At 59.0% G+C, this 25,835-nt stretch carries 18 protein-coding genes and 13 pseudogenes; 12 read left to right on the top strand and 19 right to left on the bottom strand.

Going from position 1 to position 25,835, the window contains the following annotated elements:
- Positions 1–20 precede the first annotated feature (20 nt).
- From EB815_RS33480 to EB815_RS33815, 3 genes and pseudogenes are all read left to right on the top strand, one after another.
- Positions 21–143 (top strand): annotated as a pseudogene (locus tag EB815_RS33480) (ATPase); the annotation flags it as partial.
- A gap of 308 nt (positions 144–451) precedes the next feature.
- Positions 452–661, top strand: a complete 210-nt coding sequence (locus EB815_RS33820) for a hypothetical protein (protein ID WP_245303395.1) — start codon at positions 452–454, stop codon at positions 659–661.
- A 120-nt stretch (positions 662–781) separates the two neighbouring features.
- Positions 782–940, top strand: a complete 159-nt coding sequence (locus tag EB815_RS33815; protein ID WP_245303396.1) for an XRE family transcriptional regulator — start codon at positions 782–784, stop codon at positions 938–940.
- 367 nt (positions 941–1,307) lie between these two features.
- On the opposite strand, the gene EB815_RS32075 is transcribed toward EB815_RS33815, so the two are convergent.
- From EB815_RS32075 to EB815_RS32065, 3 genes are all read right to left on the bottom strand, one after another.
- A complete protein-coding gene (locus EB815_RS32075) occupies positions 1,308–2,345 on the bottom strand; it encodes a LacI family DNA-binding transcriptional regulator (RefSeq protein ID WP_065005742.1) in 1,038 nt (345 codons plus the stop codon).
- A gap of 56 nt (positions 2,346–2,401) precedes the next feature.
- Positions 2,402–2,653 carry a hypothetical protein gene (locus tag EB815_RS32070; protein WP_065005743.1) on the bottom strand — a complete coding sequence of 84 codons (252 nt, stop codon included), beginning with the start codon at positions 2,651–2,653 and terminating at the stop codon, positions 2,402–2,404.
- A gap of 65 nt (positions 2,654–2,718) precedes the next feature.
- Positions 2,719–3,009, bottom strand: coding sequence for a hypothetical protein (locus EB815_RS32065; RefSeq protein ID WP_065005744.1), 291 nt, complete (start codon positions 3,007–3,009; stop codon positions 2,719–2,721).
- Positions 3,010–3,134: 125 nt separating this feature from the next.
- Between EB815_RS32065 and EB815_RS32060 the strand changes: the two genes are divergently transcribed.
- Positions 3,135–3,383, top strand: coding sequence for a hypothetical protein (locus tag EB815_RS32060; protein ID WP_065141586.1), 249 nt, complete (start codon positions 3,135–3,137; stop codon positions 3,381–3,383).
- On the opposite strand, the gene queC is transcribed toward EB815_RS32060, so the two are convergent.
- The 6 genes from queC to EB815_RS32030 are packed head-to-tail and all read right to left on the bottom strand — an operon-like array spanning position 3,376 to position 6,145.
- A complete protein-coding gene (queC, locus tag EB815_RS32055) occupies positions 3,376–4,113 on the bottom strand; it encodes a 7-cyano-7-deazaguanine synthase QueC (protein WP_065005746.1) in 738 nt (245 codons plus the stop codon). The two genes, EB815_RS32060 and queC, sit on opposite strands and share 8 nt — an antisense overlap.
- Before the next feature lie 4 nt (positions 4,114–4,117).
- Positions 4,118–4,471: a 6-carboxytetrahydropterin synthase QueD gene (gene queD, locus EB815_RS32050; RefSeq protein ID WP_065005747.1), complete on the bottom strand. Its 354-nt coding sequence runs from the start codon at positions 4,469–4,471 to the stop codon at positions 4,118–4,120.
- The gene (gene queE / locus EB815_RS32045; protein ID WP_065005748.1) at positions 4,468–5,100 is read right to left on the bottom strand and encodes a 7-carboxy-7-deazaguanine synthase; all 633 of its coding nucleotides are present in this window, start codon (positions 5,098–5,100) and stop codon (positions 4,468–4,470) included. Before queE ends, queD begins: the two co-directional genes overlap by 4 nt.
- A gap of 3 nt (positions 5,101–5,103) precedes the next feature.
- Entirely contained in the window at positions 5,104–5,340 is a 237-nt protein-coding gene (locus EB815_RS32040) for a hypothetical protein (RefSeq protein WP_065005749.1), read from the bottom strand.
- On the bottom strand, positions 5,337–5,798 hold the full coding sequence (locus EB815_RS32035) for an iron-sulfur cluster assembly scaffold protein (RefSeq protein WP_065005766.1): 462 nt from the start codon (positions 5,796–5,798) through the stop codon (positions 5,337–5,339). The genes EB815_RS32040 and EB815_RS32035 overlap by 4 nt, the downstream gene beginning before the upstream one ends.
- Positions 5,799–5,824: 26 nt before the next feature.
- On the bottom strand, positions 5,825–6,145 hold the full coding sequence (locus EB815_RS32030; RefSeq protein ID WP_065005750.1) for a HesB/IscA family protein: 321 nt from the start codon (positions 6,143–6,145) through the stop codon (positions 5,825–5,827).
- A 392-nt stretch (positions 6,146–6,537) separates the two neighbouring features.
- Between EB815_RS32030 and EB815_RS33810 the strand changes: the two are divergent.
- Positions 6,538–7,148, top strand: a pseudogene (locus EB815_RS33810) (ISAs1 family transposase); the annotation flags it as partial.
- 145 nt (positions 7,149–7,293) lie between these two features.
- Here EB815_RS33810 and EB815_RS33805 read toward each other — a convergent pair.
- Positions 7,294–7,452: pseudogene (locus EB815_RS33805) on the bottom strand (CapA family protein); the annotation flags it as partial.
- Between the two features lie 650 nt (positions 7,453–8,102).
- Here EB815_RS33805 and EB815_RS32020 point away from each other — a divergent pair.
- Genes EB815_RS32020 through EB815_RS32010 form a run of 3 tightly spaced genes read left to right on the top strand, consistent with a single transcriptional unit; the run spans position 8,103 to position 12,821 of the window.
- Positions 8,103–9,047 (top strand): hypothetical protein, encoded by a 945-nt coding sequence (locus EB815_RS32020; protein WP_245303397.1) that lies wholly within the window; start codon positions 8,103–8,105, stop codon positions 9,045–9,047.
- A gap of 10 nt (positions 9,048–9,057) precedes the next feature.
- Positions 9,058–10,116, top strand: coding sequence for a cysteine synthase family protein (locus EB815_RS32015; RefSeq protein ID WP_065005753.1), 1,059 nt, complete (start codon positions 9,058–9,060; stop codon positions 10,114–10,116).
- A gap of 23 nt (positions 10,117–10,139) precedes the next feature.
- Positions 10,140–12,821, top strand: coding sequence for a lyase family protein (locus EB815_RS32010; protein ID WP_245303398.1), 2,682 nt, complete (start codon positions 10,140–10,142; stop codon positions 12,819–12,821).
- A gap of 157 nt (positions 12,822–12,978) precedes the next feature.
- Here EB815_RS32010 and EB815_RS32005 read toward each other — a convergent pair.
- The 3 pseudogenes from EB815_RS32005 to EB815_RS31995 form a co-directional block, all read right to left on the bottom strand.
- Positions 12,979–13,637, bottom strand: a pseudogene (locus EB815_RS32005) (IS6 family transposase); the annotation flags it as partial.
- A gap of 78 nt (positions 13,638–13,715) precedes the next feature.
- Positions 13,716–14,033 (bottom strand): annotated as a pseudogene (locus tag EB815_RS32000) (transposase domain-containing protein); the annotation flags it as partial.
- Between the two features lie 141 nt (positions 14,034–14,174).
- Positions 14,175–14,321, bottom strand: a pseudogene (locus EB815_RS31995) (transposase); the annotation flags it as partial.
- A gap of 217 nt (positions 14,322–14,538) precedes the next feature.
- Here EB815_RS31995 and EB815_RS31990 point away from each other — a divergent pair.
- Positions 14,539–15,761, top strand: a pseudogene (locus EB815_RS31990) (IS256 family transposase).
- Positions 15,762–16,153: 392 nt separating this feature from the next.
- Here the strand turns inward: EB815_RS31990 and EB815_RS31985 are convergent.
- From EB815_RS31985 to EB815_RS31975, 3 genes and pseudogenes are all read right to left on the bottom strand, one after another.
- Positions 16,154–16,738 (bottom strand): annotated as a pseudogene (locus tag EB815_RS31985) (aminotransferase class I/II-fold pyridoxal phosphate-dependent enzyme); the annotation flags it as partial.
- Positions 16,739–16,804: 66 nt separating this feature from the next.
- Positions 16,805–17,764 (bottom strand): aminotransferase class IV, encoded by a 960-nt coding sequence (locus tag EB815_RS31980; RefSeq protein WP_065005756.1) that lies wholly within the window; start codon positions 17,762–17,764, stop codon positions 16,805–16,807.
- A gap of 315 nt (positions 17,765–18,079) precedes the next feature.
- Complete coding sequence (locus EB815_RS31975; protein ID WP_065005757.1) at positions 18,080–18,535, bottom strand: Lrp/AsnC family transcriptional regulator; 456 nt, start codon at positions 18,533–18,535, stop codon at positions 18,080–18,082.
- A 429-nt stretch (positions 18,536–18,964) separates the two neighbouring features.
- Between EB815_RS31975 and EB815_RS31970 the strand changes: the two are divergent.
- A pseudogene (locus tag EB815_RS31970) lies at positions 18,965–19,624 on the top strand (helix-turn-helix domain-containing protein); the annotation flags it as partial.
- A 221-nt stretch (positions 19,625–19,845) separates the two neighbouring features.
- Here the strand turns inward: EB815_RS31970 and EB815_RS31965 are convergent.
- Positions 19,846–21,127: pseudogene (locus EB815_RS31965) on the bottom strand (IS110 family transposase).
- A 151-nt stretch (positions 21,128–21,278) separates the two neighbouring features.
- Between EB815_RS31965 and EB815_RS31960 the strand changes: the two are divergent.
- Together EB815_RS31960 and EB815_RS31955 are read left to right on the top strand one after the other, a co-directional pair.
- Positions 21,279–21,577: pseudogene (locus tag EB815_RS31960) on the top strand (integrase core domain-containing protein); the annotation flags it as partial.
- Positions 21,578–21,946: 369 nt separating this feature from the next.
- Positions 21,947–23,182, top strand: a complete 1,236-nt coding sequence (locus EB815_RS31955) for an ATP-grasp domain-containing protein (protein WP_065005767.1) — start codon at positions 21,947–21,949, stop codon at positions 23,180–23,182.
- Positions 23,183–23,482: 300 nt separating this feature from the next.
- Here the strand turns inward: EB815_RS31955 and EB815_RS31950 are convergent.
- Positions 23,483–24,331 (bottom strand): annotated as a pseudogene (locus tag EB815_RS31950) (transposase); the annotation flags it as partial.
- 62 nt (positions 24,332–24,393) lie between these two features.
- Positions 24,394–25,764, bottom strand: a pseudogene (tnpC, locus tag EB815_RS31945) (IS66 family transposase); the annotation flags it as partial.
- Between the last annotated feature and the right edge of the window lie 71 nt (positions 25,765–25,835).

Raw genomic sequence — 25,835 nt, 5'->3', positions numbered from 1 at the left:
TGCCATCGCCCGGGCGCTCATCCGCGACAGCGGGCGCGGCTACTTCGACGGAACAACGGACCGCACTGCTCGAGCCTCTCACGCATCATTGCGAGATCATCGAAATCGGACATGAATCCTGGCGCTCCAAGAACCGCGCCTGATCAACACATCGCCCAAGACGATCCGCGCTCGCCGGGCTTCGCAACCCGGACCAGCTCCGCCCGGCGAGCGCTAAACGCGATGCGCTGCCGCCAATTTTTACCGGGATACTCGCTGCGGCCAAGCAAGAGGGATACCTCAAAAAAGCAAACTGGGCTCATTATCGATGTAGCACCGCCAAAGTGCTCTACTGGGTGGATTTGCCGAGCGCGATTGACGAGTATCTGGGAGGGTTTTGCGCCGAGCTGGAACGGTCCGTGCAGTCCAAAATGCGTTCATAGGAAATTTGATCACTTGGCGAAACGGCTGTTTGACCCGAATCTTTCTTTCAGTGGCTGAGCGGAGTCAGATTGGTCGATGTCTGCATCGTCATGGTCTTGCAATCAACGATGCCCAAAATGGCGAGCAGCATCTGGCGGTCAAAGCCCTCAAGGGATTTGGCGGCCGAATTCTTGCGGTGGCCGACGACTTAGACAGGGATACTTATCGCGCCGTCCATGCCGTCGCTTCGCTGGTGTGATCTTTCCTTGCTTCCAGAAGAAGGCAGGGAGATGCCCAAGTGCGAAATCGATCTCGTTAAGGCGCGATTGAAGGCGGCCGAGACGCACTATCGCGAAAACTATCGGAAAGGAACAAAGTCATGACTGAAGGAATCACCGGCGAAATGACCAGCGGCAACGTGTTTGCGGATTTGGGCTTTGACAATTCCGAAGAGGAATTGCGGAAAGCCAAGCTCGCCCGTGAGATCCGCGCCGTCATTAACCGTCGGCGCCTCACTCAAGCCAAATCAGCTCAATAGCTTGCCATGAAACAGCTCGACATATCTGCCATAGTCACGGGGCGAACAGACAAGTTCTCTATAGATCGCCCAGTGCTGCCTCGATCGACGCGACAATAAGGTGGACGTTATGGCGCGCCACAAGCCGCGCAAATCGGCACGAATGGTCGGACAAGTAGCCTAATCATTGCGGGAAGCGGGGGTCCACCTCTCGACAAGATCGTCTTCCTGGGGGATTTCCATCTCCTCGTCCTCTTGGCCTATTTCGGTGGATACGAGGATCGTGAGTGCCGAACTGCCCTTGCGCCCCAGTTTTCCTCCAGGAAGCGGTCGTCGCTTCGCAGCGGCACGGATGACCTTATCCGGACGACTATGGCTCTTCCGATTCTTAAGTCCAAATACTCTCTGGCGTGAGAATCTCGAACGGAACAATCCGCTGTTCGATTAGCCGCGTGTCCGTGCGTTCGATCATTCGCAGCATCACGTCGATGAGTTCTTCAGGCATCCTGTCGACGGGATGGCACAAGGAAGCAGTAATCAACCCTTCGCTCAATCCCTTGCGTGTCTCGGGCCCGATGTCGCGGCAGACGATCCGGATTTTGCAATGCTCCACAGCGAGCTCGCGCATGGCACGCAGAACGCCGGAAATGCCGCCGCCATTAACGAAGATGCCCCGGAGCTCCGGCTCCTCCGCTATCAGCCTGCGAACGATTGCATAGGCGTTCTTCGGCGCCTCATGGGTCAGGAGGGTTTCGCTGACATGGAACTCGGGCGCGTGCTCGCGCATGTAGGAGCGAAAGCTCGCATCCGAGATGTCTTGGAACTGATAACGGTTGCTGCCGATGAGAGGAAAGACCTTGCCGGGCCGACCGGACGTCTGGCTGATAAACCATGCGGCGGTGCGGCCGGCCTTCCAGTTGTCGGTTCCCACAAAGCCGGCCCGTCTGGCGGCGGACAGGTCGGTGACGTAGGCGATCACCGGAACGCCTTTGACGCGCAACTCATCAATCGCCTGGCCGACGAGCGGGTGATCGGCCGAGATCACCGCGATTGCATCGGCGCTTCCGCCTATCTTGAGCAGATTGGCAGCGACCGCTTCGGGGGAAGGGTCGTCCTCGAACAGCACGTCTGGCTCAATAACCGCATCTGTGCGTCGCGCGCAGGCACCTAGAAGCGCCTCGGCCCAGATCCGGCAGAGCGGCCGGTGGGATTGCTGCATGAGAAAGCTCAAGTGCCGATGCGGGAGATTGTCCCGCCTGCGTTCGTGCAGCGGCCCCGAACTGCGGAACCCGATCTGCTGCGCTGCGCTCAAGATGAGGTCGGCCGTCTGCGGTCGCAGTGCGCCAGTTCCGTGCAAGAGCCTATTGACCGTGGAAACGCTTACGCCCGCGGCATTCGCCAGATCGGCGATCGTTGGTCTGTTCATCAGCCGCCTCTCTTATGCAATTCGTGAATGACTTTCTTTCAAGTGCAAAGGCCATGTCAGCGGCGAAAGACGCGTTTCTTCGGATCCTTCGAGGAGAGGCCCGACATGTTGCAAGAAATCTCCGCGCCGCCTGACGCCCAATCGGCCAGATTGTTCGCCCGCGGCCGCCCGTTTTCCTCGAGCCACGCACGCAGCGGCTGTGCGATCCGAAGCCGCGCGGCGCGCTGCAACGCGAAGGCGCCAATCTGGCTGACCTCAACGGACAGCGCTTTCGGGACCTCAACAACACTTTCGCTATCCTGATGCATAGGGATGGCTTTGCCCCGGCGCTTGATGCGGTCGCGCGCATTCGTTCATGACGGCAGCCGCCTTTTCAATTCGACGGCACATGAGATCGACTTTGCTGAATTACCTGTTTGATTGTCTTCCGGCGGTTGAGCACATCCATTTCGTCAAACATCGAAACTGAGGCTGTGACGATCGCCATCAAGGCGGCACGCGCATTCACCACGAGCATTGCCAGATCGAAGGCGCTTATCAGGAATCCTTTGATTGGGCCGAGGTAGGCCAGGGGAGGGATATCCGCAACATCGCGTCGCCGCAGGCGCCTGCGCCCGTGCCGGCTTACGCAGGCGCCGGCATCGATTGCCGATGAGGTCGTCATTCGTCGCTTCAATGATGCCGATGGTGCGGCCATGCTGGTTATGGACCTGCATGGACGATCCTCCAGGATAAGGGGAGGCTCGGGCATTAACCGCCTCTCGTCGAAACCACAACCTCTCCTTTTTCTTGGCGGTACGCTCCACGATCAATCCGACCGGGATTAAGGATAATAACCGCGGCCTGCTCGCCATGGTGCTGAACTCCCCTACCAAACAGCACCACGGAACGGCAAAGATCATCAAGGTCGATGGTATGGAACAGCCCTTCGAAACGGCATCGAAAGCGCCTACCCTGGTCGTGCTGTACATCACAAAGAGAAAGAAACGATCTATGGAACAGATGCCACCGTCAGCCTGGATCTTGGCGCTCACGTGATTTCATGGGCGGCAACGGGTGTCTCTTTGCAGGATCGGAATTGCTCCCATCCCGCCGCGCGAAGATTACACTCGATGCAGGTCCCGCAACCGAAACCCCAGCTATGTCTATGTTCGCGGTCTCCGCTATAGCAGGTGTGACTTCCCTCGCAGATGAGCTTCACCAGCGCCTCGCCGCCCAGCCAATCCGCCAGCGCCCAGGTCTGCGCCTTGTCGCGCTGCATGAGGGGTGTGTGAATGATGAAACGCGTCTCCATTCCAAGGTTCAGGACAAGTTGCATCGCTTTGACTGCGTCATCCCGACAATCCGGGTAGCTGAAACGATCCGTCTCGGAAACACCGATCACGAGGTGTTTCGCGCCCATCCGGTAAGCTATCGCGGCCGCAAAGCCGAGGAACAGAAGGTTGCGGCCAGGCACGAAGGTATTTGTTAGACCGTTCGCGTTCAGTGCGACCTCGACGTCGCGCGTGAGCGCGGTATCACTGATTTGGCCGAGCACGGCCAGGTCAATCATGTGATCCTCGCCTAGTCGCCCACGCCAGGTCGGAAAGTCTGTTCGAATGCGCTCGAGCAGATAGGGCCGCACATCGAGCTCGATCCGATGCCGCTGCCCATAGTCGAAACCGATTGTCTCGACGCGCTCGAAGTTCTCCAGCGCCCAGGCCAGGCAGGTTGTCGAATCCTGACCGCCGGAGAAAAGGACGAGTGCGGTTCCCGAATCTCGTTGCATCGGGTCAACCCTCGTATTCAGCCCAGCACAGCGGCGTCTCATAGACCGTTACCGAGCACATTTGGCCAAGAAGCGGCTTGGTTTGGTTCCAGATCCAGACCGCAATGTTTTCCGCTGTCGGATTGTCGAGACCCTCAACCTCATTCAGATACTGATGGTCGAGACGTTGCAGAAGCGGTCCGAACACAGCCTCGACATCGAAGAAATCGATGACAAAGCCCGTGTCTGGATCGACGGGCCCTTCCAGACGCAGTTCCACACGGTATGAGTGGCCATGTATGCGGTGACAGCGATGGGTCTTTGGCACGCGCGGAAGGCAGTGCGCTGCCTCGAAGGTGAAAGCTTGCGTAATTTTCATGGGATCCCGAGAAGTTTGTGGGTTTGAAGGCTCAAGCGCCAACGTGGGTTGGCAAGACAATAGGCTACTGCGGCGGCCGTATTCGCCTCGCGCTCGGGCCCATCCATCGGCTGAAGCAAAAGGTGCTCAAACGCGAGAACTTCGAAATGCTCGGGCTCCGCGCCAATCTGAGGATATACAAGCTTTAGCTCGTCCCCTGCCATGACCACGAGGCGTGTATTGCATTTCGGACTGACGCACAGCCAGTCGATGCCGGCGGGTGTGGGGATGGTACCGTTGGTCTCCACGGCAATTTCAAACGCCAAGGAATGCAGCGCTTCCAGGAGTTCTTCATCGATCTGGAGGAGGGGTTCCCCTCCGGTGAGCACGACAAGACGTTGCCCCACCGACCCGCGCCAGGCTTGTTCGATCGCCAACGCAAGCTCCCGCGCGGTGTCAAAATGTCCGCCACCGGGGCCATCTACCCCAACGAAATCGGTGTCGCAGAATCCGCAGAATGCTCTTTCCCGGTCGCCTTCACGTCCCGACCAAAGGTTACAGCCGGCGAAACGACAAAATACGGCAGCCCGCCCGGCATTTCGTCCTTCACCTTGAAGGGTGTAGAAAATTTCCTTGACCGCATATGACATTGCTTACGCGGCCTTCGACTGAGCACGGGAGCGCCTCTGCTGGCCTACGAGACGCGGCAAAAGGTGGGAAATGTCCCACTGCATGTTTTGCATCTCGGTCCACTGTCGAGGCTCGATGCCAAAAACCCAATCGCCCGAATTCCACGCAGAATTGGGTTTCAGCGGGGGAAGGCTGTGGGGAAGGGCCTCTCGCTCCTCGACGCCTGTCACCACGAGAAACGCCTCGATCACGTCGCTCATGGCGATGATGCCTTGACGAGGACCAGGCGGGAGAATGCTGGTGTCTCCTCGAAAGCCTGCCTCACAGCACGGAAGAACTCGCTCATCAGCCGCAAGCCGCGCTCCAGGATGAGGCGGTCGAGCGATGAGTATATCGTCTGCGGCGGCAGGGCGCCGAGAAAATCCGCTATGTCCTGATCGGTGATCTGAAGGGCTTCATCGATGGTCTTGCCGACGATGAATTCGGTAAATGTCGAGGAAGCGGCTATGGCCGAGCCGCGGCCGAAGGTCTGGAACGCTGCGGCGGTGATCGTCTCGGTCTTGGGGTCGAAACCCATCATCAATTTAAGCCCGTCGCCGCAGGCGACGGCACCGACCTCGCCAGCCGCATTGGGGGTGTCCAAAGCGCCGACATTGTTCGGGTTGATGAAATAGAGCTTGTCGCTGAAGAGGTAGACGTTGTCGGTATTATCCCGCACGGCGCCGATCCTTGTCGTGATGGCGGCTAGCCGAAGGACTTGCCGCAGGCGCATTTGGCCCGCGCATTGGGATTGTCGAAGACAAAGCCCGAGGACTCCAGGTCCGTGACGAAGTCAACGGTCATGCCGGCGAGATGGAGCTGGGATTTTGCGTCGACGAACACCTTGAACCCGTCCGTCTCCATGATGGCATCGCCCTCGCGCGAGACGCTTTCCAGACCCATCAGGTATTTGAGGCCGGCGCAGCCGCCCGCCTCGACCATGATGCGAAAGCCTTCCGCCGGTTCGTCGGCGCGGGAAAGCGCGGCCTTGACGGCGGCGACGGCGTTTTCAGTGAGTGTGATCATGGGACTATTTTCTTGCTGATGCGTTCGCAAGCCACGCTGCACAGAACGTGCCAGAGAAGAAATTCGATTAAAACACCGGGTTTGCGGATTTGGCGCCCTGTCTCACATCCAACAATTGTCGGATGTCAGACAAAGTGAAACTTTGCGCACAGAAGCGGCATTGAACACATCGCTAGTGCGTCGCCTCATCTGGCGTTTTCGATCAAGTGGGATGTTGAGGGGCGCAATGGGCGGCAACTCTTTCGTCGCACAATTCTTCGCGTTAAAATCTGGGATCGCGACAGATAGTGCTTTGCGTCGACCCTCACTCTGGCGTTACGTCGCCTCGACCGAAAAATGTTTGTCACACATCCAGGTACGGCCGGATTCGCCCGATGCCCGCTCGGTCGTTTGGGCGAACAACCTCGTGCCTCGTTCTCTGCAGGAGGCCGTCATTGACAAGAGCAGCGAGACGACCGCGATCCCGGTGCTTGTGCTGCGCCTGGCGGCCCATGACGGCCGCAAGGCGCGCTCGTTGCGATCTAGCCATCGCCACCAATGCTGCCATTGCTGCCACCATCAGGGGTGCCGGCGCCGACTTCCTGCTCGCGGTCAAGGCCAACCAACCGAGACTCAGAGCCGAGATCGAGAGCTATTTCGACGCCGCTCCCGCCGATTGCCTCGACAGCTTCGTCGATCTCGACAAGGCCCATGGCCGCATCGAGGAGCGCACCGTCACCGTCAGCCGCGAGGCCAGCTGGCTCGAAGGCCAGCGCTGCTTCCCCGGCGAACTGCGCCTGCCAGACGCCGCAACCATCGTGCACGTCAATTCACGCACCGGACTAAAAAATAGAAGCCGCTTCGACACGCGATACTTTATCGCCTCTGCCGCGCTGACAGCCGAACGGCCGCTTACGCCGTGCGTGGCCACTAGCTGATTGAAAATGCCCTGCACTGGACACTCGACGTCGCCTTCAATGACGATCAGTCGCGGCTCAGAAAGGGCCAGGGCGCCCTCAACATGCTATTGACCGCCACTTCGCTCTCAACCTCGTTAGAGCTATCGGCCACAAGCATTCCTTCGCTCAGACGCCAAAAGGCCGGTTGGAGCATCGACTACCTCGCCTCAATCCTCGACGAGCTTCATCGTTAACCTGGATTCGCAGCCTTGCGTTGAGCCCTGGCCTGCTGGGCGCCTCGCCCGCGGGATCGCACGCACGAGCCATAGGCAGGAGGATTGCAGCAAATGACACCAACACCACGCGACCGCGAGGGGTCTCCGGAAAACGCGTGGTGCCCGCTTGTGCAACGTTTTCGCCTGCGCCTGCTGCGGGCTCAATCCATGCGCTCGCGCTACCGACGAGACATTCGCGCTAGGCGCCATCGCCTCCCCCATAGTCCGCGCATTTCGATTCACCGACCAATGCCAGCTCAGCTAGGGCGTTCAGCCGATCGGCCACACCTTCGGCTGACCGCAAAGCTGTCAAGTCTGGACTGGGGCGGAGACTGCAAGCCCATCTCCCGGGAGAATCATCGCGAAGTGTCCCGCCCAATATTGGGTCTGATTAGCGCTTACCGCAAACCATCAGTGACTGGTTAGACTGACACCCCTCGAATATCGAACCCACCGAAATTCGCTGAGACGCTCCACGCGACGCTGCCGGTCACCAACAGCGCAACAGATATTACAAGTAATTTCACAGAATCTTTACGACCTAAAATTGCTGATAATGCTACGTTCACCCCAAAATATGAGGTCATGGCGCCCTAGCTACTTGAAAGTATCCCAACTGAAACGCGAGCCCATCTTCAGATGATCCGGGTCTCGCCTTCGTAGCAGCAAATCGCACGTCAATGTATCTGACGGGGAAGTGATATGGCGATGCAAAACTCTATCCATCCCATCGGCCCCAACGGGGCGAGCATGTCGACAAGGGAGCTTCTCGAAGCGGCCGCCGATGAAGTTTGGAGGCCATACATGTATCACCAGACGTTCGACGGCGCAGATGCGGCCCAGATTGTCGCCGAGGACGGGCAGCAGCCAAGTGTTCATTCTAGCGACGCCCTTTGTTGCGGTACATTCGGCGAGTTGCTGCAAGGTCAGTTACCGGTCGGCTCCGTTCGGGACCCTCACTTCTTAGTAACGATGCCCATCGCGCTCTTTGCGCGAGCTCACTTCATGCCGATTGCAGGCACGCGATCCGTAACCGTTTATCCGCCACATAAAGTCAAAGCGAAACGACTGGCTGAGAATCTCGTGATTGCGCTCGGCTCCTCAGGGGGGATCCTGCTTTTGCAATCTGAGCTCCCCGAAGGCAAAGGGCTGGCAAGTTCGTCTGCGGATCTTGTTGCGGCGGCACGGTCAATCGCCTGCTCGTTCAAGCATAAAGTCCGGACATCATTGATCGAAAAGCTAATGGCGGAGATCGAGCCGTCCGACGGGGTAATGTACCCGGGAGTGGTCGCATATCAGCAGCGAGCATGTAGCCTCATCTCCTTCCTCGGGCAAATGCCGCCGCTTGCAATCGTTGGTATTGACGAAGGAGGAACGGTCGAAACTGTCGACTATGATCAACGGCGAGGTGAAATCTCCGCCAGTCACAGAGCAGAATATCGTCAATTACTCGACAACGCACGGATAGCAATTCCGCGGGGTGACACGGCCACGATAGGCAGAATAGCTACGGCCAGCGCGCTTCTGCATCAGGAGCGGGCTCCAAAGGAGCATCTGAACACGATGCTGAAAGCATCCGAGGCGAGTGACGCTCTCGGGGTCATAGTCGCGCACAGCGGCACAATGATTGGAATTCTGCTTGATCGAATGGCGGCTGACTTTCCACGGAAACTTCGGTCCGTGCTCGCCCATGTATCGCCTTTCGACAACTCGCCAAAAATATATCTGACCATGACTGGCCGCCGGTGAGGGAAGCAATATGGACGCTGTTCGCAAACACCTGCCATTCTCGGGCTATTCTGATGCCTATGCTCTCCCCAGCATTATTAGGTGTGAGACGAACCTTTATCTTGCGCAGTTCGCATTCATGAAGCTTCTCCCTGCGAAGTACATTATTGAGCAAGCGCTGGCTCGAGGGACTTTGACGCACGGCATGAGAGTTCTCGAGACTTCGAGCGGAACCTTCGCGCTGGGTTTGGCCGTAATTTGCCGAGAACGTGGATTCCAGCTCGAAATCTTCACGGACCCAGTAATGGACGAGGGTCTGGAAAAGAGGCTGAAATCCTTGGGGGCCGAGGTCTTCATAATAACCGAGAAGGCGAGGCACGGTGGCTATCAAAGAAGCCGCCTCGACGCATTACACGCCAGGATGAGACAGCTTGGCCACTCCTGTTTCTGGCCCCGGCAATACGAAACCCCCGACAACCCCGCAGCCTATAGGGTCTTCGCCGACCAAATATCGGAGATGTTGGACGCCGACGTAACTCTGGTAGGTTCTGTGGGGTCAGGCGGCTCTACCTGCGGAACGATAGAGCGCCTCCGCCAAAAAGCCTCTGGGGCGCGCCTGATTGGAGTGGATACCTTCAACAGTGTCATTTTTGGGCAACAGGATGGCGAACGGAAACTGCGGGGCCTGGGGAATAGTCTTGTCCCCAAGAACGTGAAGCATGAACTGTATGACGAGGTGCATCTCATCTCGGCTCAGCTCGCATTCGCTGCAACGCGAACCCTCCACGAGCGGCACGCCGTTTTCGCCGGTCCGACCTCTGGAGCGAGTTATATTGTGGGGCGTTGGCGTGCTCAGCAGTATCCAGAAGAAACCGTAGTCGTCATATGTCCCGATGAAGGCCACCGCTACGTCGAATCTGTTTACGATCACGAGTGGCTCAAGCAGAACGGGTGTCTACATGAAGGTGTTCTTCTGGAAGCTCCGTCGGGCGAAGCGCATCCCTCGACCGCTCTCCCGCCCTGGAACCGATGTCGTTGGAATCGGAAAAGCCGAGAAGCTGTTCTGAACGCGCTGGAGGGCAAGTCGTGAGGAATCGAGGCAGCTTCCTTTTCGTGGAAAGCAACACGACCGGCACGGGCGAACTATTAATGAAGCGGGCCCGAGTCCTGGGCTTTGAACCTTACCTCGTTACCCGCAATCCGACGCGCTATCCGTTTCTTAAGGACTCCGTCGCCCAGGTGATCGAAGCTGAAACGCGCAGCCCGGGCGAACTCACCGGCGTCGCCGTTAAAGTAAAAAGCCTGGCAGGAATATACTCGTCGTCGGATTATTTTGTGGAAGCAGCGGCAAGTGCCGCGACGGCGATGGGATTACCAGCGGCGAATCCCGAGGCCATAGCCACATGCCGCAACAAATGGAAGCAAGCGGCCGAGTTGCAGCGACAATCAATCACGATCCCCGAAACTCGGCTGGCCGCTTCCGTCAGAGACGTCGAGAATATTCTTGCCCAAGCTACTCTCCCGGTGGTCGTGAAGCCGGTCTCCGGAAGCGGTAGTAGCGGCGTGAGATTGTGCGATAGTGCCGGAGCCGCCATCAAGGCGTTTGAGAGTGCAAGGGGCGCACTGCTCGATCAAGTAGGTCTGTGCAACCCCGACGTCCTCATTCAGCAATATGTGGAGGGTAAGGAATACTCAGCAGAGATAATTGCGTACGATGGGACGCTGCATTGCCTTGGAATTCTTGCCAAGCACAAAGGCCCGCCTCCCTGCTTCGTTGAGGTGGGACATGACTTCCCGGCCCCGCTCCCGGAGCGCTCACTCCAGGAATTGGCAGCTTTTGCCGTGAGCGCGGTATCGGCGCTCGGCCTGGAGTTCGGACCGGCTCATGTAGAGTTCATGATAGCGGAGTCGGGCCCGGTCATCATTGAGGTCAATCCCAGACTGGCTGGAGGAATGATCCCAGTCATGCTGTCGCACGCTTTGGGCACGTCAATCCTGGACATGGTTATCAAACTTTACGCGGGAGAAGGGTTCACACCTCCGCGCGCTGGCGCAAGAGCAAGAGCAGGAGCCATCCGTTTCCAACTTGCTCACAAATCCGGCAAGCTCAAACGCCTGGGTTTCTCTCGAGATAGAGAGCCGACAGTGCCTGATGCCAGTGTTCTCAAATCTGAGGGGGAGGAAGTTCAAATAAATGGCGACTTTAGAGACCGAGTAGCCTACGCAATTGGCGTCGCTGATGAACTCAATGCAGCTGCCGCGGCAGCTGAAGGGATGATCGACTCGCTTGAGATCGACATCGAGACGGGTGGTGGTGAATCGGACAACAAGCAGCAGGCTGGGTCAAGCGATGCTAGGTGGACCCTGCATCCCGAAGCAATGAAGTTGCTCGCTCCCCCTATCCAAATCACGCGTGATGGTCGCCTTCTGCAATACCAAGCGGCCATAGACGAAGCACATCTGGTGATGCTCGCGGACCAGGTCTTAGTCAGCCCGGCAGCCGCTGCTGATCTCCTCAAGCACATCTTGGACCTCCAGGACGAGGGCTTTCAGTCATTGGAGGGCCGCGATGCTCCGCGTGGCCTCTATCTGGCCTATGAGGCGGAACTTGCCGCCAGAGCAGGACCGGAAAAGGCCGGCTGGCTGCATCTTGCGAGATCCCGCAACGACTTGAACGCGACTATTTCTCTGCTGGCCCTTCGGGAGGCCGCGTGTTCCACCTCGCAGGAAATAGGAATTCTACAGGATGCACTGCTTCAGCGAACGGAAGAGGCATCGAAACTTGTGGCTCCGCTGTACAGTCAGTACCAGATCGCACTCCCTGGGTCGCCAGGGCACTACCTGCTTGGCGTCTTCTTCGCTCTGGGGCGCGAGCGCCAGCGCCTCCATTGCCTGCTGGAAGACATCAGGAACTGCCCTATGGGGGCGGGTGCGGGTGGAGGTACCAGTATGCGTATAGATCCGTTGAAGACCGCAAATCTTCTGGGATTTGAACTGCCGTCATTCAACTCACTCGATGCGGTCGCAAGCCGCGATCATCACCTGCAAGCGCTGTCGATCTTCGCTGGCGTTTCAATTTTGCTCAGCCGTGTGGCGCAGGATCTGCAGGTTTGGACGACGCGGGAGTTCGCGCTGATCGATGTTCCAAAAAATCTTGCTGGGGGCTCTTCCATGCTCCCCCAAAAGAAGAACCCGTTTTTGCTTGAACACATCAAGGGGTCGGCAAGCACAGTGGTTGGGGCCTACGTTTCTGCGGCAACGGCAACCTGCAAAGCGCCTTTCAGCAACTCTATCGAAGCAAGCAACTACGGCTGCTCTCCGCTGGGCGTTGCAGAAGATGCCCTGAAGCGGGCAATAACCCTCACATCGCTCATCGTGAAGTTCATGTCTTTCAACGTGAGGTCGATGCGTGAGAATCTCGAAGACGGCTCACCGATGACGGCCGTCGCCGCCGAACGGATGGCGTCGCGAGGCGTTCCTTTCAGGCAGGCCCACACACTAGTTGGCGAGATCGCCGAACGCCTGTCTCAGGATGCCGGCGTCGCGGAGCGCCGAAGCGAACTGGCCAGTCACCTCGCTGATGTGTTGCCGGCGAGTCCTGAAGAGGGCAGGGACGCTTTGCAGTTCGGAGGAGGACCCGCAAAACGATCAACCGACGACCAGATTTCTTTAGCAAAAACACTGTTCCGGGAAATGCAGCTGAAATGTGAGGAGATACGGGAGCGGTGGGCTGGCGCCGAGGTGCACCGCAAACGACGAGTGAAAGAATTCGTTGATGACGTATGCATACGCTGAAGCGTAAGCGCGTCGCTGATCCCCTACGGATCTGGGCTTGACGCTTTTCGGAATCGCCAAGGCATGAGTTCCTCGATCTGGCTCTGCGGATAGCCGTTGATGATGTGGCGTCGAGGGTTTCGGCAAGGTGGGCGACGGGGCTGACGTCGTGGCGTTGTCATGTTGTATGAAATGTGGCCGCGTGAGGCCGACACCGCGCTTTTCGGGCAGGCCGTGCACTCACGGCTTCCCACGTGGCCATGGCTTGGCGTCGACGGGTTCGAATTTGTGCTGCCGAGCGGTTGTCTGGGATGGGACAAAGAGGTTTCGGACTACGGAGAAGATCGACACGAAATGAGCCGACCGACCGGAAACCCTGTCGCGTTCGCTCCCGTTTTCGGAACGGCAGGTGAGAATTCTCCGCCCGGTTGTTCAAGCCTTTATGCGAGCGGTGTTCCACCTTCGGCGTGACCTGGCGTTTGGCCGCCCCGTAGGAGCGCAATTTGTCGGGGACCATACGCTTTGGCGACATGCCCTGCTCTTCAGAAGTCGCGTCAGCAGGCGCTTGGCGGCCTTGGGGTTGCGGCGCGTCTGGACGATCTCATCGAGCACATATCCGTCCTGATCAACCGCTCTCCACAACCAGCATTTCTGACCGTTGATGCGCACCAAGACTTCATCGAGGTGCCAGACATCGCCTTACGTCGGCGTCTTGCGGTGTATGCGGCGCACATAACCAGGGCCGTGCTTTCGGCACCATCGGCGGATGGTCTCGCAGGAAACGACGATCCCGCGATCGTGCAGCATTTCCTCGACATCGCGCAGGCTCAGATTAAAGGTACGCATACGACGAAGGCCGCATGATTGGCATAGGCGCGTGCGCGCGGCGGGCTCTATGATGGCGATGCGTGAAGGTCAGGCGGCCTGCTGATCTTCGGGCTCGACTTCGCGCAGGCGCTTCCATTGCCAGGGCAGTAGTTCGTGCAGGCGCGAGGTGGGAAGATCGGCAATGCGGCCCAGGACGTCGGCGAGCCAGGCTTTCGGGTCGACGTCGTTGAGGCGTGCTGTGGTGATGAGGGTAAGCATGACGGCGGCGCGTTCGGCGCCGCGCTGGGAGCCGGCAAAGATCCAGTTGCGCTTTCCCAGAGCAATGCCGCGCAGCGCTCTTTCGGCCGCGTTGTTGCTGAGGCAGATTCTGCCGTCGTCGCTGAAGCGGGTGAAGTCGGCCCAGCGCCCGCCAGCCGGTTCTGGACCCTTCTTTGGCTGCTCCGCTACGATCACCGCCGGCACGAAATCGCAGACGCCACTTTCGCCGAGCCGACCCTCGCGATGCGCCTTGCGCCAAGCAAACAGCAGTGGGTTGGAAATCCCGTGACGCCGCGCTGTCGCGGATGCTTGCCGCGGAGCCGAATAGCTCTCCTCGACAATCCGCAGCTTCGCCTCTTCCGACCAGCGGCGCCGGCGGCCAGTGTCAACAATCTCGAGACGAGTGACTTGGCGACAGTCAGTAGCGATATCCATACCGACAGTCAGCTACATCCTCCCTTCGCCCGCAAGGCGGCCCTCCTCGGAGGCGTACGATTAAAGCGGAAGTAGAGCCAGACCGCTCGGGCTACGATTTCGAGCGGATAGCGGTGGTTCTTGTAGGTCGGTGCACCCACCATGATAGGCGCGCTGCTACTGGACTCTCAGGAATTCCGTGTGCGGGCGGGCATAATGGGTAAAAAGGATTCCCTCTATGACCCGACGCAAAGACCCTGCGATACCAAATGATCTTCTCGACCAGCTTCTGGCGGGAGGCGCAGCCAGTGCTGCCTTCGAACAGGGCGGCCTGCTGGATTCGCTCAAGAAGGCTCTGACCGAGCGCGCGCTGAACGCGGAGATGGACCATCATCTGGCGAGCGGCGAAGACGTAGGCAATACGCGTAACGGCTACGGCCGCAAGACCGTGACGACGGAGACCGGCAAGCTGGAGATCGACATACCGCGTGATCGCCAGGCCAGTTTCGATCCGCAGCTGATCGCCAAGTATCAGCGTCGCTTCCCCGGCTTCGACGAAAAGATCGTGTCAATGTATGCGCGCGGCATGAGCACCCGGGAGATCACCGGACACCTGCATGATCTGTATGGCGTCGACGTGTCGCCGGATCTGATCTCAACGGTGACGGACGCCGTGCTCGATGAAGTCGCCACTTGGCAGCAGCGCCCGCTCGATCCGGTTTATCCGCTCATTTTCTTCGACGCGATCCGGGTCAAGATCCGCGATGAAGGGATGGTCCGCAACAAGGCCATTCATATCGCACTGGGCGTCCGCGCCGATGGCGCCAAGGAGGTGCTCGGCCTGTGGCTCGAGCAGAATGAAGGCGCCAAGTTCTGGCTGCGGGTGATGAACGAGCTCAAGAACCGCGGTGTCGATGATATCCTGCTGGCCGTCGTCGATGGCCTGAAAGGCTTCCCCGACGCGATCACCGCCGTGTTCCCGGAGGCGATCGTTCAGACCTGCATCGTCCACCTGCTGCGCAACTCCATGGACTTCGTCTCCTGGAAAGACCGCAAAGGGCTGGCGACAGCGCTCAAGGACATCTACCGCGCCGTCAATGCCGATGTTGCCGAAAGGGCGCTGACGGCGTTCGAGGCCGGCCCCTGGGGCCAGCGCTATCCCGCCATCGGCCAGAGCTGGCGGCGGGCCTGGGGCGAGGTCATCCCATTCTTTGCGTTCCCTGACGAAGTCCGCCGGATCGTCTACACCACAAACGCAATCGAGGCGCTGAACTCGAAGCTCAGGCGGGCTGTCAGGGCCAGGGGCCACTTCCCCAGCGATGACGCGGCCACCAAGCTGCTCTATCTGATCTTGAACCGGTCCGAAAAAGAGTGGAAAATGCCGCCACGTGAGTGACCATGGCCAAGGCCCAGTTTGCCGTCATCTTCGGCGAGCGCTTCATCAAAGCCATGGCGGCATAATGTTCAACCGCCCACCCGCACACGGAATTCCTGACAGTCCCCGCTGCTACCTTACCGCTCAATCAATGTGACAGCACCGACGGGGCGCACCCGCCCCGAAACGAACCCGCCGACCGCAACCCGCAACCCCCGCCTTCCATCACGACGGATGATCACTGCCGGCGCCCAACCAACTTGTGAAAAAGAACAGAAACGGCGACCAGATCACCGCCTCAGGCCGCCAAACGTTCAGCGCCGCGCATCAATCCGGCTAAGTTTTGGCGTAGTTAGGGACCAGTATGTCCTTTACGCGTCATATGATCGAAAGCTCCCTTGCTACCTCCGCAAACGCCTCAACCGCACGGTCAATGTCCGCAGTGGAATACGCCGCTGACATCTGCGTGCGAATGCGCGCATGGCCCTTCGGCACCACTGGGAACCATGCCGTCCATGGAAAACACGCCGTCGGTGGCGATCAGCCGGAAGCGGCAATCCTTCGCTTCCTTCAATCGCGCCTCCAGTTCGGCCATGTCGTTGTTGGCGTAGCGGAAGCGCTTGGCCTTCGACAGCCGCACGCCATCGATGATCGAAGCGTGGTTCAGCGCGTCGGAAATGATCGCATCGTCCTCGCCCAGCAGCGTTTCGAACAGGCCGCCATTGGCGTCGAAGCAGGAGCCGTAGAGGATGGTGTCCTCCAGGCCGAGGAAGGACGAGATCGTCGCCTCGAGCTGCTTGTGCTCCTCCTGGGTGCCGCAGATGAAGCGCACCGAGGCCATGCCGTAGCCATAGCGGTCGAGCGCCTGGCTGGCCGCCGCGCGCAGGTCGGCGCTGTCGGCGAGGCCGAGATAGTTGTTGGCGCAGAAATTAAGCACCTTCTGCCCGCCGACCTCGATCTCGGCGGACTGGGTCGACGAGATCACCCGCTCGGATTTGTAGAGGCCGGCCGACTTCAGGCCGGCGAGTTCGTTCGAGAGATGAGAAATAAAAGCGTCGGTCATCGGCAGACTCACGGCAGCACAGACTCCCCGGCGCTGGGGAGGAGCGCTCGAGAATATATCGCGGTACTATCTGTAATTTATCGGGGTCGACCATGCCGGATCGGCATGCTTCTCCCAATACAGGTCTGTCAGCTGGTGTGTTAGAGCGCCAACCTTGCCGTCGCCAACAACGGTCTCGTCAATCTTGGACACCGGCATAATCCCGCCCGCAGTAGACGTGATGAAAACCTCATCGGAGCCCTTCAGCTCGTTGCGATCAATGTCGCCGACGCTAACAGAGATGCTCAATTCGCCGCATAGATCAAATACGGTCTGGCGGGTAATGCCGGCAAGGACGCCATAAGCCGGTGTCTTCAAGCGGCCGTCCTTCACGGTGAAAACGTTGAAGCCAGGCCCTTCGGCAATGTTGTCGTTGATGTCGACGATCAATGCAGTTTCGGCACCGTAGTCGTACGCATCGAACAGTCCCTTCACCAGATCGAGCCAGTGATAGTTCTTGATGGTCGGATCGATCGACTTGGGCGGGATCCGAACGATGTTGCTGATGGCGACATGCAGGCCGCGCTCAAGCTGCTCCTTGTTGGCGACTGACCCGAAAGGCACCGCGAATGCGATGAACCTGTTCTCCGACTGGCGCGGGTCACGGCTAAAGGTGGGCGACCCGCCTCGCGTGCAGACCATTTCCACATACGCCGACTTGTGCCCGGATAGCGCCACGCAGGTAGAAAGGATTTTCTCGATCTCACTGCGGTTGTAGGGAACATTCATGCGGAGCTTTTCCATCCCGCGGAAGAACCGGTCCAGGTGCAGCTCCAGCCTGAAGAACCTTCCGTCCCATACATGAACGGTATCGTAGGTGGCATCGGAATGCAGAAATCCCCAGTCCAGGACGGACACTTTGGCTTCGGACATCGGCAGGTACTGACCGTCCATGAAGGCTACGCCATGAGGATACTGTCGTTGATCCCGGTGCCGTTGCTCTATGGTCGGGAGAGCCGTTGCAGGTTCGGCTGCAGCAAGTGTCATTCCTGAGTCCTCCAAATCTTGCAATCCAGGCGCTCCGTACACCCGGTCACGATTTGCCGCCGCGAAACCGCCCAGCGGCTCCACATCTCAGCAGTTCAAATGTTGGCGCACCTCGGACCGCCAGCACGCCGTGCGTGCCAAATGTCATCAGCGCGATCGATTACCGCTACCCTTTTATGGGCGGCCGCCGGTCACCCGGCGATCCAATAAATCCCAGACTTCGGTGCGCCGATTGCGATCAAACTAGCCCTTCAGCCGCAACGCACGCTTCAAAATCAGGGCAGGAGTGGCGGAAACGTTCAGGCCTTAAGAAGGCTACACTAGCACCCGGGGCTCAAACTTCACGCGGTCCAGCGCAATCATGCTCTTGAACTTGCGGACATTAGGATTTGTGTAGAGTTTGGTCTTTACAAAAACGTCAAAGGCCTCGACGTCTTCCACTGCTACAATAAGAACAAAGTCGGCATCGCCTGTGACCATATAGCATTGAGTGACTTCTTTTGCCGCCCTCATCGCCCGCTTGAAGTCGTCGACGAGGTCTAAACGCTCGCGATCGAGCTCCACTGTGACGACCACAGTCAGCGACTTACCGAGCGCCTTAGGGTCGACTAGGGAGATATCAGCGGTGATAACCCCGTCGGCGCGTAACTTATTGACACGGCGCATACATGAGGCAGCAGACGAACCCACGAGGTCCGCAAGGTCAGAGAACGACAGCCTGTTGTTCTTTTGAAGGGCGCCGAGTATCCGCCGGTCAAGATCATCTAACACACCTTACACCCTAGATACGAAACAACGATGTAGCATGAGCGATCTGAAACGCTCGTTGCAAGATCGGACACTCAATGAAACGCTACCCCATTCAAAGGGTGCCATTATCGCAATCGTCACGGAGAGGCAATCGTTTCTTTTCGCCCGAATGCGTGTTTTGCCCAGGGTTGCTTGGATTCTTTGAGCTGCGCGTTTCTCATGACCCGGAGGCGCCATCAACCATGAGGTTCGTAGCCAGGCGCGAGGCTCTTGAGGGCGTTGTCACGTTGTTTGAAATGTGGCCGCGTGAAGCCGACACGCGCTTTTCAGGCAGGCCGTGCATTCACGGCGGTCGTGGTCGACTAGCTGTGAGCTTTCGGGAGGTTGTCCATTCGGACCGGACCGGGGAGACTGGAGTTACCAGGCTTCAGCACTCACCGGAGGGTCCGAATGAACATCCACAAGAATGCCCGTCTCACGCCGCTGCGTCGAGAGGAGATGGCGCTGTCGGTGATAGAGGGCGCTTTTTCCAAAGCCCATGCGGCGCGCCTCTTTGGCGTGTCGCTCAAGATCGTGGCGCGCTGGGTCGAGCGCTATAAGGCCGAAGGGCGGGCCGGCACGGTCGACCGTTCCTCGCGGCCCGCCCATACGCCGCAGGCCACCGCTGCGTTGATCGCCGAGCGCATCATGGCGCTGCGGCGGCAACGTTGGACCGGCAAGCACATCGCCCATGAGGTCGGCGTCTCGCCCGCTACCGTCAGTCGGGTACTCAAGCGTGCCGGACTGTCGCGGTTGCGGGATATCGAACCGGCCGAGCCGGTCCGGCGCTACGAGCGCGAGCATCCCGGCGAGATGATCCACATTGACATCAAGAAGCTCGGCCGTTTTGAGCGCATCGGTCATCGCATTACCGGCAAACGTACCGGCAATGCCAGCTCGCGCGGCAGCAGTTGGGAGTTCGTCCATGTCTGCATCGACGACGCCTCCCGCATCGCCTTCTCGCAGATCCTGCCAGATGAGAAACAGGAGAGCGCCATCGCCTTCCTCAAGGCGGCGGTGGCCTACTACGCCAGCCTCGGCGTCACGATAGCCCGCGTCATGAGCGACAACGTCCTAAGCGCGGAACGAAATGGAGTCTGCAGTCAAGGTCTCTCTATCCGTCAGCATGCTCTCGCTGCGTGACGTTGGTCAAGTCGTCGAAACAGGCGGCTTCCACCGGCAAGGGAAAAGGTCTCGTCCATAGCAAACAAACGGTACGCACGGAGGCGGCCCTCACCGTCCTCAACACGAGCTTCTGATCCAGGCGGAAGACCCGAACATTATCTACAGGGTCATCGAAGCGATGCCCTCACGGCCCTAGCTGACAGAGGTTCTTCCACCTGGCACCCGCCCTTCAACGAAGGGCCGGTAGTCGGAACCACCTTTGACAACAGCGTGCACGACGCGCGCCATCTTGGCGGTAATAGCCGCCTTGCGGCGTAGATCGGGATTGTCGCGACCCCTAGCAATGTAGCGTTCGAACTTATGACGGAAGCCATTCTCCCGCTGGCGGATGGCGACTTGTCCGGCGATCCACAGGGTGCGGCGCAGCCGAGCATTGCCGAATTTGGAAAGGCGGGTCTGGCCCCGATATTGGCCTGACTGCTGTGTCGAGAGGTTCAGCCCGCAGAACTTTAGAAACTGGCGATGATGACCGAAACGGCGAAGATCGCCGGCTTCGGCAATGATCGTCAGCGCATTGATCGGCCCGATGCCGGGGATCTGGCGTAGGAGCTGATAATCCTGGCTGTGCCGCAACAGCTCATCGGCCTGCGCTTCGATCTCATTGCGTTGCCGGATCAGGCCGCGTGCCTCGTCAATGACCATCCGGAACATGCGAATGGCAGGGGCATCGAGCGGCAGCGGCAGTCCGATCGATGAGCGCGCCGTCTCGTAAATATCCATTAGAATCTGTGTCTTGCTGACCTTGCGACCGACGACATCCCACGCTGCTGTCACAAACTCCTCCTTCGTCAGCGCCGTGATGCTTGCTGGGGTCGGAAAGGCATGGAGGAAGGCGAAGAACCAGTCGCTGCGGCTGTTCCCCCGGAAGCGATCGATCTCGGGAAAATACAGCGGCAGGTAGTGCGTCAGGATACGGTGCTGGATCTCGGTCTTGGCCCTGGCGATCGCTTCATGGGTCTTCGACAGCTCCTGCACGTCGTTGATGCCGGCGCGCAGTGGATCATGGTAGACTTGTGTTGCCTGGATCCTGAGCATGTGCAGCATCACCTGTGCATCCTTTGGATCGTTCTTGTCCCAGCTGTTGTGCAACGCTTCTCGTGTTCGGGCCAGCGCTAGCGACGACACCAGCCGCACCTCAAAACTCGCTTCAGCCAGGCGCCATGCTATCGGCCGGTGATAGTTCCCGGTCGCCTCAAAGGCGCAGACCACAGGGCGGCCGTACGCCTGCAGCACTTCGATCAGATGGTCGTGCTCAGCACGGGTGTTGAGGACCAAAAGGCGACGCCGGCGCTTGTGGCCTGGTGCTTCGATCAGAACTTCATTGCGCACCTTGGCAATGTCGATCGCTACCAGCACCGCGGCGGCGGGTGTAGAATCTGAAGTGGTCATGGTCGGTCTCTCCGGAATGGGTTGTGAACATTCACATTCTAGAGAAACTTTGACTGGCCATGGCCGCCTCGACAGTGGTGCGCGCCTGCAGCGAAAAGCTGCGCGCACCGCTCTCTCGGTCGCCGTCGCTCCTTCATTCCGTAGGTGCTACGGCTCCTGCTACAGATCGAAGGCCTTCGCCAAGGCCTGCCGCGGTCTCGGCCTCAAGCACGTCAGGACAAGGCCCTATACGCCCAAGACCTACGGCAAGGCCGAGCGCTTCATCCAGACAGCACTGCGCGAATGGGCCTATGCCATTGCCTATCCGACTTCAGATCACCGCGCCGCAGAGTTGCCGGTCTGGCTGCATCGCTACAATTGGCACCGTCCCCACGGGAGCCTAAAGTCCAAAACACCTATCAGTCGCCTCGCTCTCTAACCGAGAACAACCTGTTGAGGCTCCACAACTAGCTCAGCCATTCGGCTTTCGACCGGGTCACCGGAGGCGGTCGCCGCCCCCGGTTCCCACAGAACGTGGCGTGCGGAGCTACCGCAGCACGTTGCTTCACAGCACCGCAAGTGCCCGCAGCCCCCGGTATGGGGGCGAAAGCCGAATGGCTGAGCTACTCGACCACGATCTGTCGGCCTCACGCAGCCACATTTCAAACACCGTGACAACGCCCATGTGACAGCACCTATCCTTCAACTAAATTTGCAGGAACTTTACGTTTGCGGGCCGCTGACAGTGATACCTTCACCGCAAAGTCTGAGGTCAGGCACGGATTAAAAGCTGATGCCTGTTCACGCTCAGACCGCCCACACAACGGAGGGTCAACGTCAGTGGCAAGAAGAGCGCTTATCCTGGTTGAAGGCCATAGGAGTATTGGTTTTCTATATGTGAACGCGGCCGAACGCCTTGGTCTCTGTCCAGTTACCCTGTCGGCGGATCCAACTCAGTATGACTATCTTGCGGCGGAAGGCATTGAGGCAATCCGTGTCGATACAACCAATCTCGACGCGTTGATCCGCGAATGTTGTCGACTGCGTGAGACATATGACATCGCTGGCATTACTGGCTTTTCAGGCCTCGACGAGTCGGTCCCGACGACAGTCGGCAAGCTCTGCCGGCATTTTGATCTACCGGGACCGAACCCCGCATCGATTGAACGTTGCCACGACAAATTCACGCAACGTCAGATTCTCGCGGAGGCCGGCGTCCCAATACCTGCTTATCGCTTGGCGGCGAATGCGACCGACGTGAAAAGCTCTGCCGCGGAGATCGGTCTGCCGGTTATTGTTAAGCCAGCCGTAGGCTCTGGCAGCAGCGGTGTCCGACTGTGCCACAACGCCGACGAGTTAGCTGAACATACGTCCTATCTGTTGGGCGAGAAGCAAGTATGGCGGTCTTCACCGAGGATATTGGTCGAAGAATTCGCACAAGGCTCCCATTACAGCGCTGAGATAATGGGAAACGAGGCCTTTGGAATTGCCGCCGTTGACTTCGGCAGCCCGCCGCATTTCGTCAGTCTTGAGTACACCTATCCGGCCGTGCTGACCGATGATGAGCATAGGCGTATCACGGATGTTTCGCTGAGCTGTTTGCGAGCTCTCGGCCTTGGCTGGGGGCCAACGAACATTGATCTCCGATGGACGAGACGTGGTCCAGTCGTCATTGAAGTCAATCCGCGTTTGGCGGGTGGGACCAGCCCTCAGCTGGTTCAAGCGGCCTGCGGCGTCGATCTCATCACGGAGCACATCAAACTTGTCATCGGCGGTGAATGGAATTTATGCAAAAGGCATTCGCACATCGCGGCCGCGCGGATCCTGGTTGCTGATTGCGACGGCACTCTCGATTGGATCGATGGTGACGGTCTGGCGGCTGCCGTGCCAGGTGTCGCTGAGGTCAAATTGTATGTTGAACCCAAGACGCCGATCGTCAGGAAAGGCGATTTCCGAGACGCTATCGGGTATGTCATCGCTGTTTCACCCACCCTCGCTCAGACCGAGACGATACTTCGACGCGCCGTCGACTTGATCCATTGGTCGATCACACCGTTTCCGACCATTGGCGAATAGGAGCAGTCCGGGGTCTCTTGCGTCGCCGCACTTGCAGAGGTGGCGCGAGGCGATAGGTGATTGTCGCCGGACACACTTGGCGCAATTGAAAGATCCTCCTAGTCTTAGTCTAGTTTCCATCCATAAACGTGCGCATTTTGCAGCAGTTACAAAGACTTGTGTCGGACTGGATGCTTTTGAGGGGCATGCTCAGGGTCAAGACCGCTGATTGCCGAGAAAATGGTGTCATCGGCACGATCCGGCGCACGCCACGAGGGCCGGGAATGGCCGGCGCAAGGCCACCGCGATGCCGGGTCGGCGTCAGGTCGCTTTGAGGCGAGTGAAGAGGACGAGGTTATAGGCCACGACCGAGGACCAGACGTAGGCCCTGAAGTGATCGAGGCCGCGCCAGGTGCAGCGTGCCAGGCCATAGGCGCGCTTCAGGCATGATATGCCGGCTTCGATGCCGGCGCGGAAATTGCGCAGCTTGCGATAGACCCACTTGCTTCGGACCATGTCCTCGATCCTGAGGCCGGCCTTCTTGTCGAAGGCCATGTCGGAGACGCCCCACGCCTTCGCTGTGGCCAGGTTGTTGCGAGTGGCAAAGCCGCCATCGGCAGCCGCTTGCCGCGGCGCTTGACCATAGAAGTCGATGTGGCGCTCCAGCATTGGCAGCAAGCGGTCGCTGCCGGCCGGGTTGCCTGCTTCGATCACCAGATCAAGGATCATGTCGCTCCTGCCGGTGGTCAGGTTGAGCTTGTGGCCGTACTCGGTGTCGCGGCTGCCTTTGACGATGATATCGGAATGCGGTTCGAACAGGCTGACCAGCTTCTCGCCGGCTGGCACCGGCTCGCCGGCTAACGCCGCTCGCTCTGTCCGATGATCCGTTCAACCAACGGCCGATAATGACGAACCTGGATCTGCCACAGTGCGATAGCTGGCGTGCTCGCCACGGCTAATCGCTCGCTCGCCTGCGTCAGATAGGCCAAGGTCGCGCGGGTGATTGCGATCAGTTCACGGTAGAGTTGGACGCGATTGGGTCGACCGCGCGTGAACTGGATCTTGCGGGCGCGCTTCTTGGCTGCGCGGCAATGATTTGCGCCATGATGAGCCAGCGCCGCCGACCAAGCTATCGGCCCGCTTCAGAAAGCGCACCATGACCGTAAGCGCTCATTTCCCCGCACATTGACGGCCCTTGCAACAACTGATCGCTTTCAGACGGACGCGTCGGGTCAGGCTGCGGCGGCTTTGAGGAAGTTGAAGGGCAGGAGATCGTCGATAGCCACGTTCTCGGGGCGCTGAGGCAGTTCAGTGAGGACGTGGCGCAACCACGCTAACGGCTCGACGCCACAGGCGCGGCAGGTCAACATCAGGCTGTAGATGACAGCGCTGGCCTTGGCTCCGTCGACAGTATCGCTGAACAACCAACTCTTCCTGCCGGTTGCAAAAATCCTGATGTCGCGCTCGAGAAGATTGTTGTCGATCGGCATGCTGCCGTCCTCGGTGTAACGCGTCAGATATCCCCATTGGTTCAGGGTGTAGGACACGGCGTCGCCGAGCTTGCTGTCCGGCAAGACTTTTGGGGCGATGTCGTCGAGCCATGCCTTAAGAGCATTGAGGATGGGGACACTATGTTGCTGGCGGAAGCGGCGAATGCAGTGATCTCGCGTTTCGCCCTTGTCCGGTTTTTCGTTCCGCGCCTGCCTTTCAACCCGATAGAGCTGTTCGAAGAAGCGGAGCGCCTGTTCCGGCGGGCCGCCGCCTTTCTTCCTCGCCTTTAGGGCATCGACGAAGCGCCGCCTCGAATGGGCCATGCATCCAATATGCGTTGCCCCCTCCAGCGTGCGCCAGGCGGAATAGCCATCGCTCATCACTATGCCGTGGTAATGGCCGAGGAAGGCCTGCGGGTGTATCTGGCCGCGGCCTGGCTGATAATCGAGCAGCACGATCGGCTCGTCACTGTCCTGGCCGCTCCGGTAAGCCCACATATATGACGTGCTGGCGGCCTCTCTGTCCATTTCCTTCAGCACCTGGACCGTGGTCTCGTCACCATGGATGAGGGGCTGCGATCTGAGCCGCAGCTTCAGCGCGTCATAGATGCGGGAGAGATGCTTTTCGCTCGAGCCGATCACCCAGTGGCCCAGAGCGCCTCGGCTGACAGGAACGCCGGCGCGCTCGAATGCCTGCGCCAGGCGGTAGAGCGGTGTGCCGTCGACATACTTATGAACGAGCGCGAAGGCCAGCGTCGAGGCCGTGGCGATGCTGCCCGGCAAAGGTTGCGCGGGCATCGGCGCGATCACGACCGGCGTGCTGATCCCGGTGCGGTCGCAATGACGGCAGGCATACTTGAACCGCACATTCTGCAGGACCTTCGCCTTCACCTCGATATGAAGCTGCTCGGTAACGGTCTCGCCCATGCGATGCATCTGGCCGGCGCAGCAAGGACACGCCTTCTGATCGTCGGGAAGGTCATACTCGACACGCTCGCGCGGCAGGTTTTCCGGCAAGGCCTTGCGGCCGCGCTTCTTTCCGGTCTTGCTTTCGACCACTGGCAATCCAGTATCCGGAAGGTCGGCGACATCGTCATCTTCGCCGTCGCATTGCCTCGTCGAAAATGTTCCTGAATGTTCAACCGTTGCCTCACATAAGTTGCTCCCTACCGAGGGGTAAGAGC

Source organism: Mesorhizobium loti, assembly GCF_013170705.1.
In the GTDB taxonomy this organism is placed as follows: domain Bacteria; phylum Pseudomonadota; class Alphaproteobacteria; order Rhizobiales; family Rhizobiaceae; genus Mesorhizobium; species Mesorhizobium loti_D.
The sequence above is the reverse complement of the archived record's forward strand: the minus strand, read 5'-3'. Positions and strand labels throughout refer to the sequence as shown.

Bases quoted from the DNA above. Each gene is read 5' to 3' on its own strand.
- EB815_RS33815 (WP_245303396.1), top strand. From the start codon at position 782: ATGACTGAAGGAATCACCGGCGAAATGACCAGCGGCAACGTGTTTGCG.
- EB815_RS32075 (WP_065005742.1), bottom strand. From the start codon at position 2,345: ATGAACAGACCAACGATCGCCGATCTGGCGAATGCCGCGGGCGTAAGC.
- EB815_RS32070 (WP_065005743.1), bottom strand. From the start codon at position 2,653: ATGCATCAGGATAGCGAAAGTGTTGTTGAGGTCCCGAAAGCGCTGTCC.
- EB815_RS32065 (WP_065005744.1), bottom strand. From the start codon at position 3,009: ATGACGACCTCATCGGCAATCGATGCCGGCGCCTGCGTAAGCCGGCAC.
- queC (WP_065005746.1), bottom strand. From the start codon at position 4,113: ATGCAACGAGATTCGGGAACCGCACTCGTCCTTTTCTCCGGCGGTCAG.
- queD (WP_065005747.1), bottom strand. From the start codon at position 4,471: ATGAAAATTACGCAAGCTTTCACCTTCGAGGCAGCGCACTGCCTTCCG.
- queE (WP_065005748.1), bottom strand. From the start codon at position 5,100: ATGTCATATGCGGTCAAGGAAATTTTCTACACCCTTCAAGGTGAAGGA.
- EB815_RS32040 (WP_065005749.1), bottom strand. From the start codon at position 5,340: ATGAGCGACGTGATCGAGGCGTTTCTCGTGGTGACAGGCGTCGAGGAG.
- EB815_RS32030 (WP_065005750.1), bottom strand. From the start codon at position 6,145: ATGATCACACTCACTGAAAACGCCGTCGCCGCCGTCAAGGCCGCGCTT.
- EB815_RS32020 (WP_245303397.1), top strand. From the start codon at position 8,103: ATGTATCACCAGACGTTCGACGGCGCAGATGCGGCCCAGATTGTCGCC.
- EB815_RS32015 (WP_065005753.1), top strand. From the start codon at position 9,058: ATGGACGCTGTTCGCAAACACCTGCCATTCTCGGGCTATTCTGATGCC.
- EB815_RS31980 (WP_065005756.1), bottom strand. From the start codon at position 17,764: ATGACACTTGCTGCAGCCGAACCTGCAACGGCTCTCCCGACCATAGAG.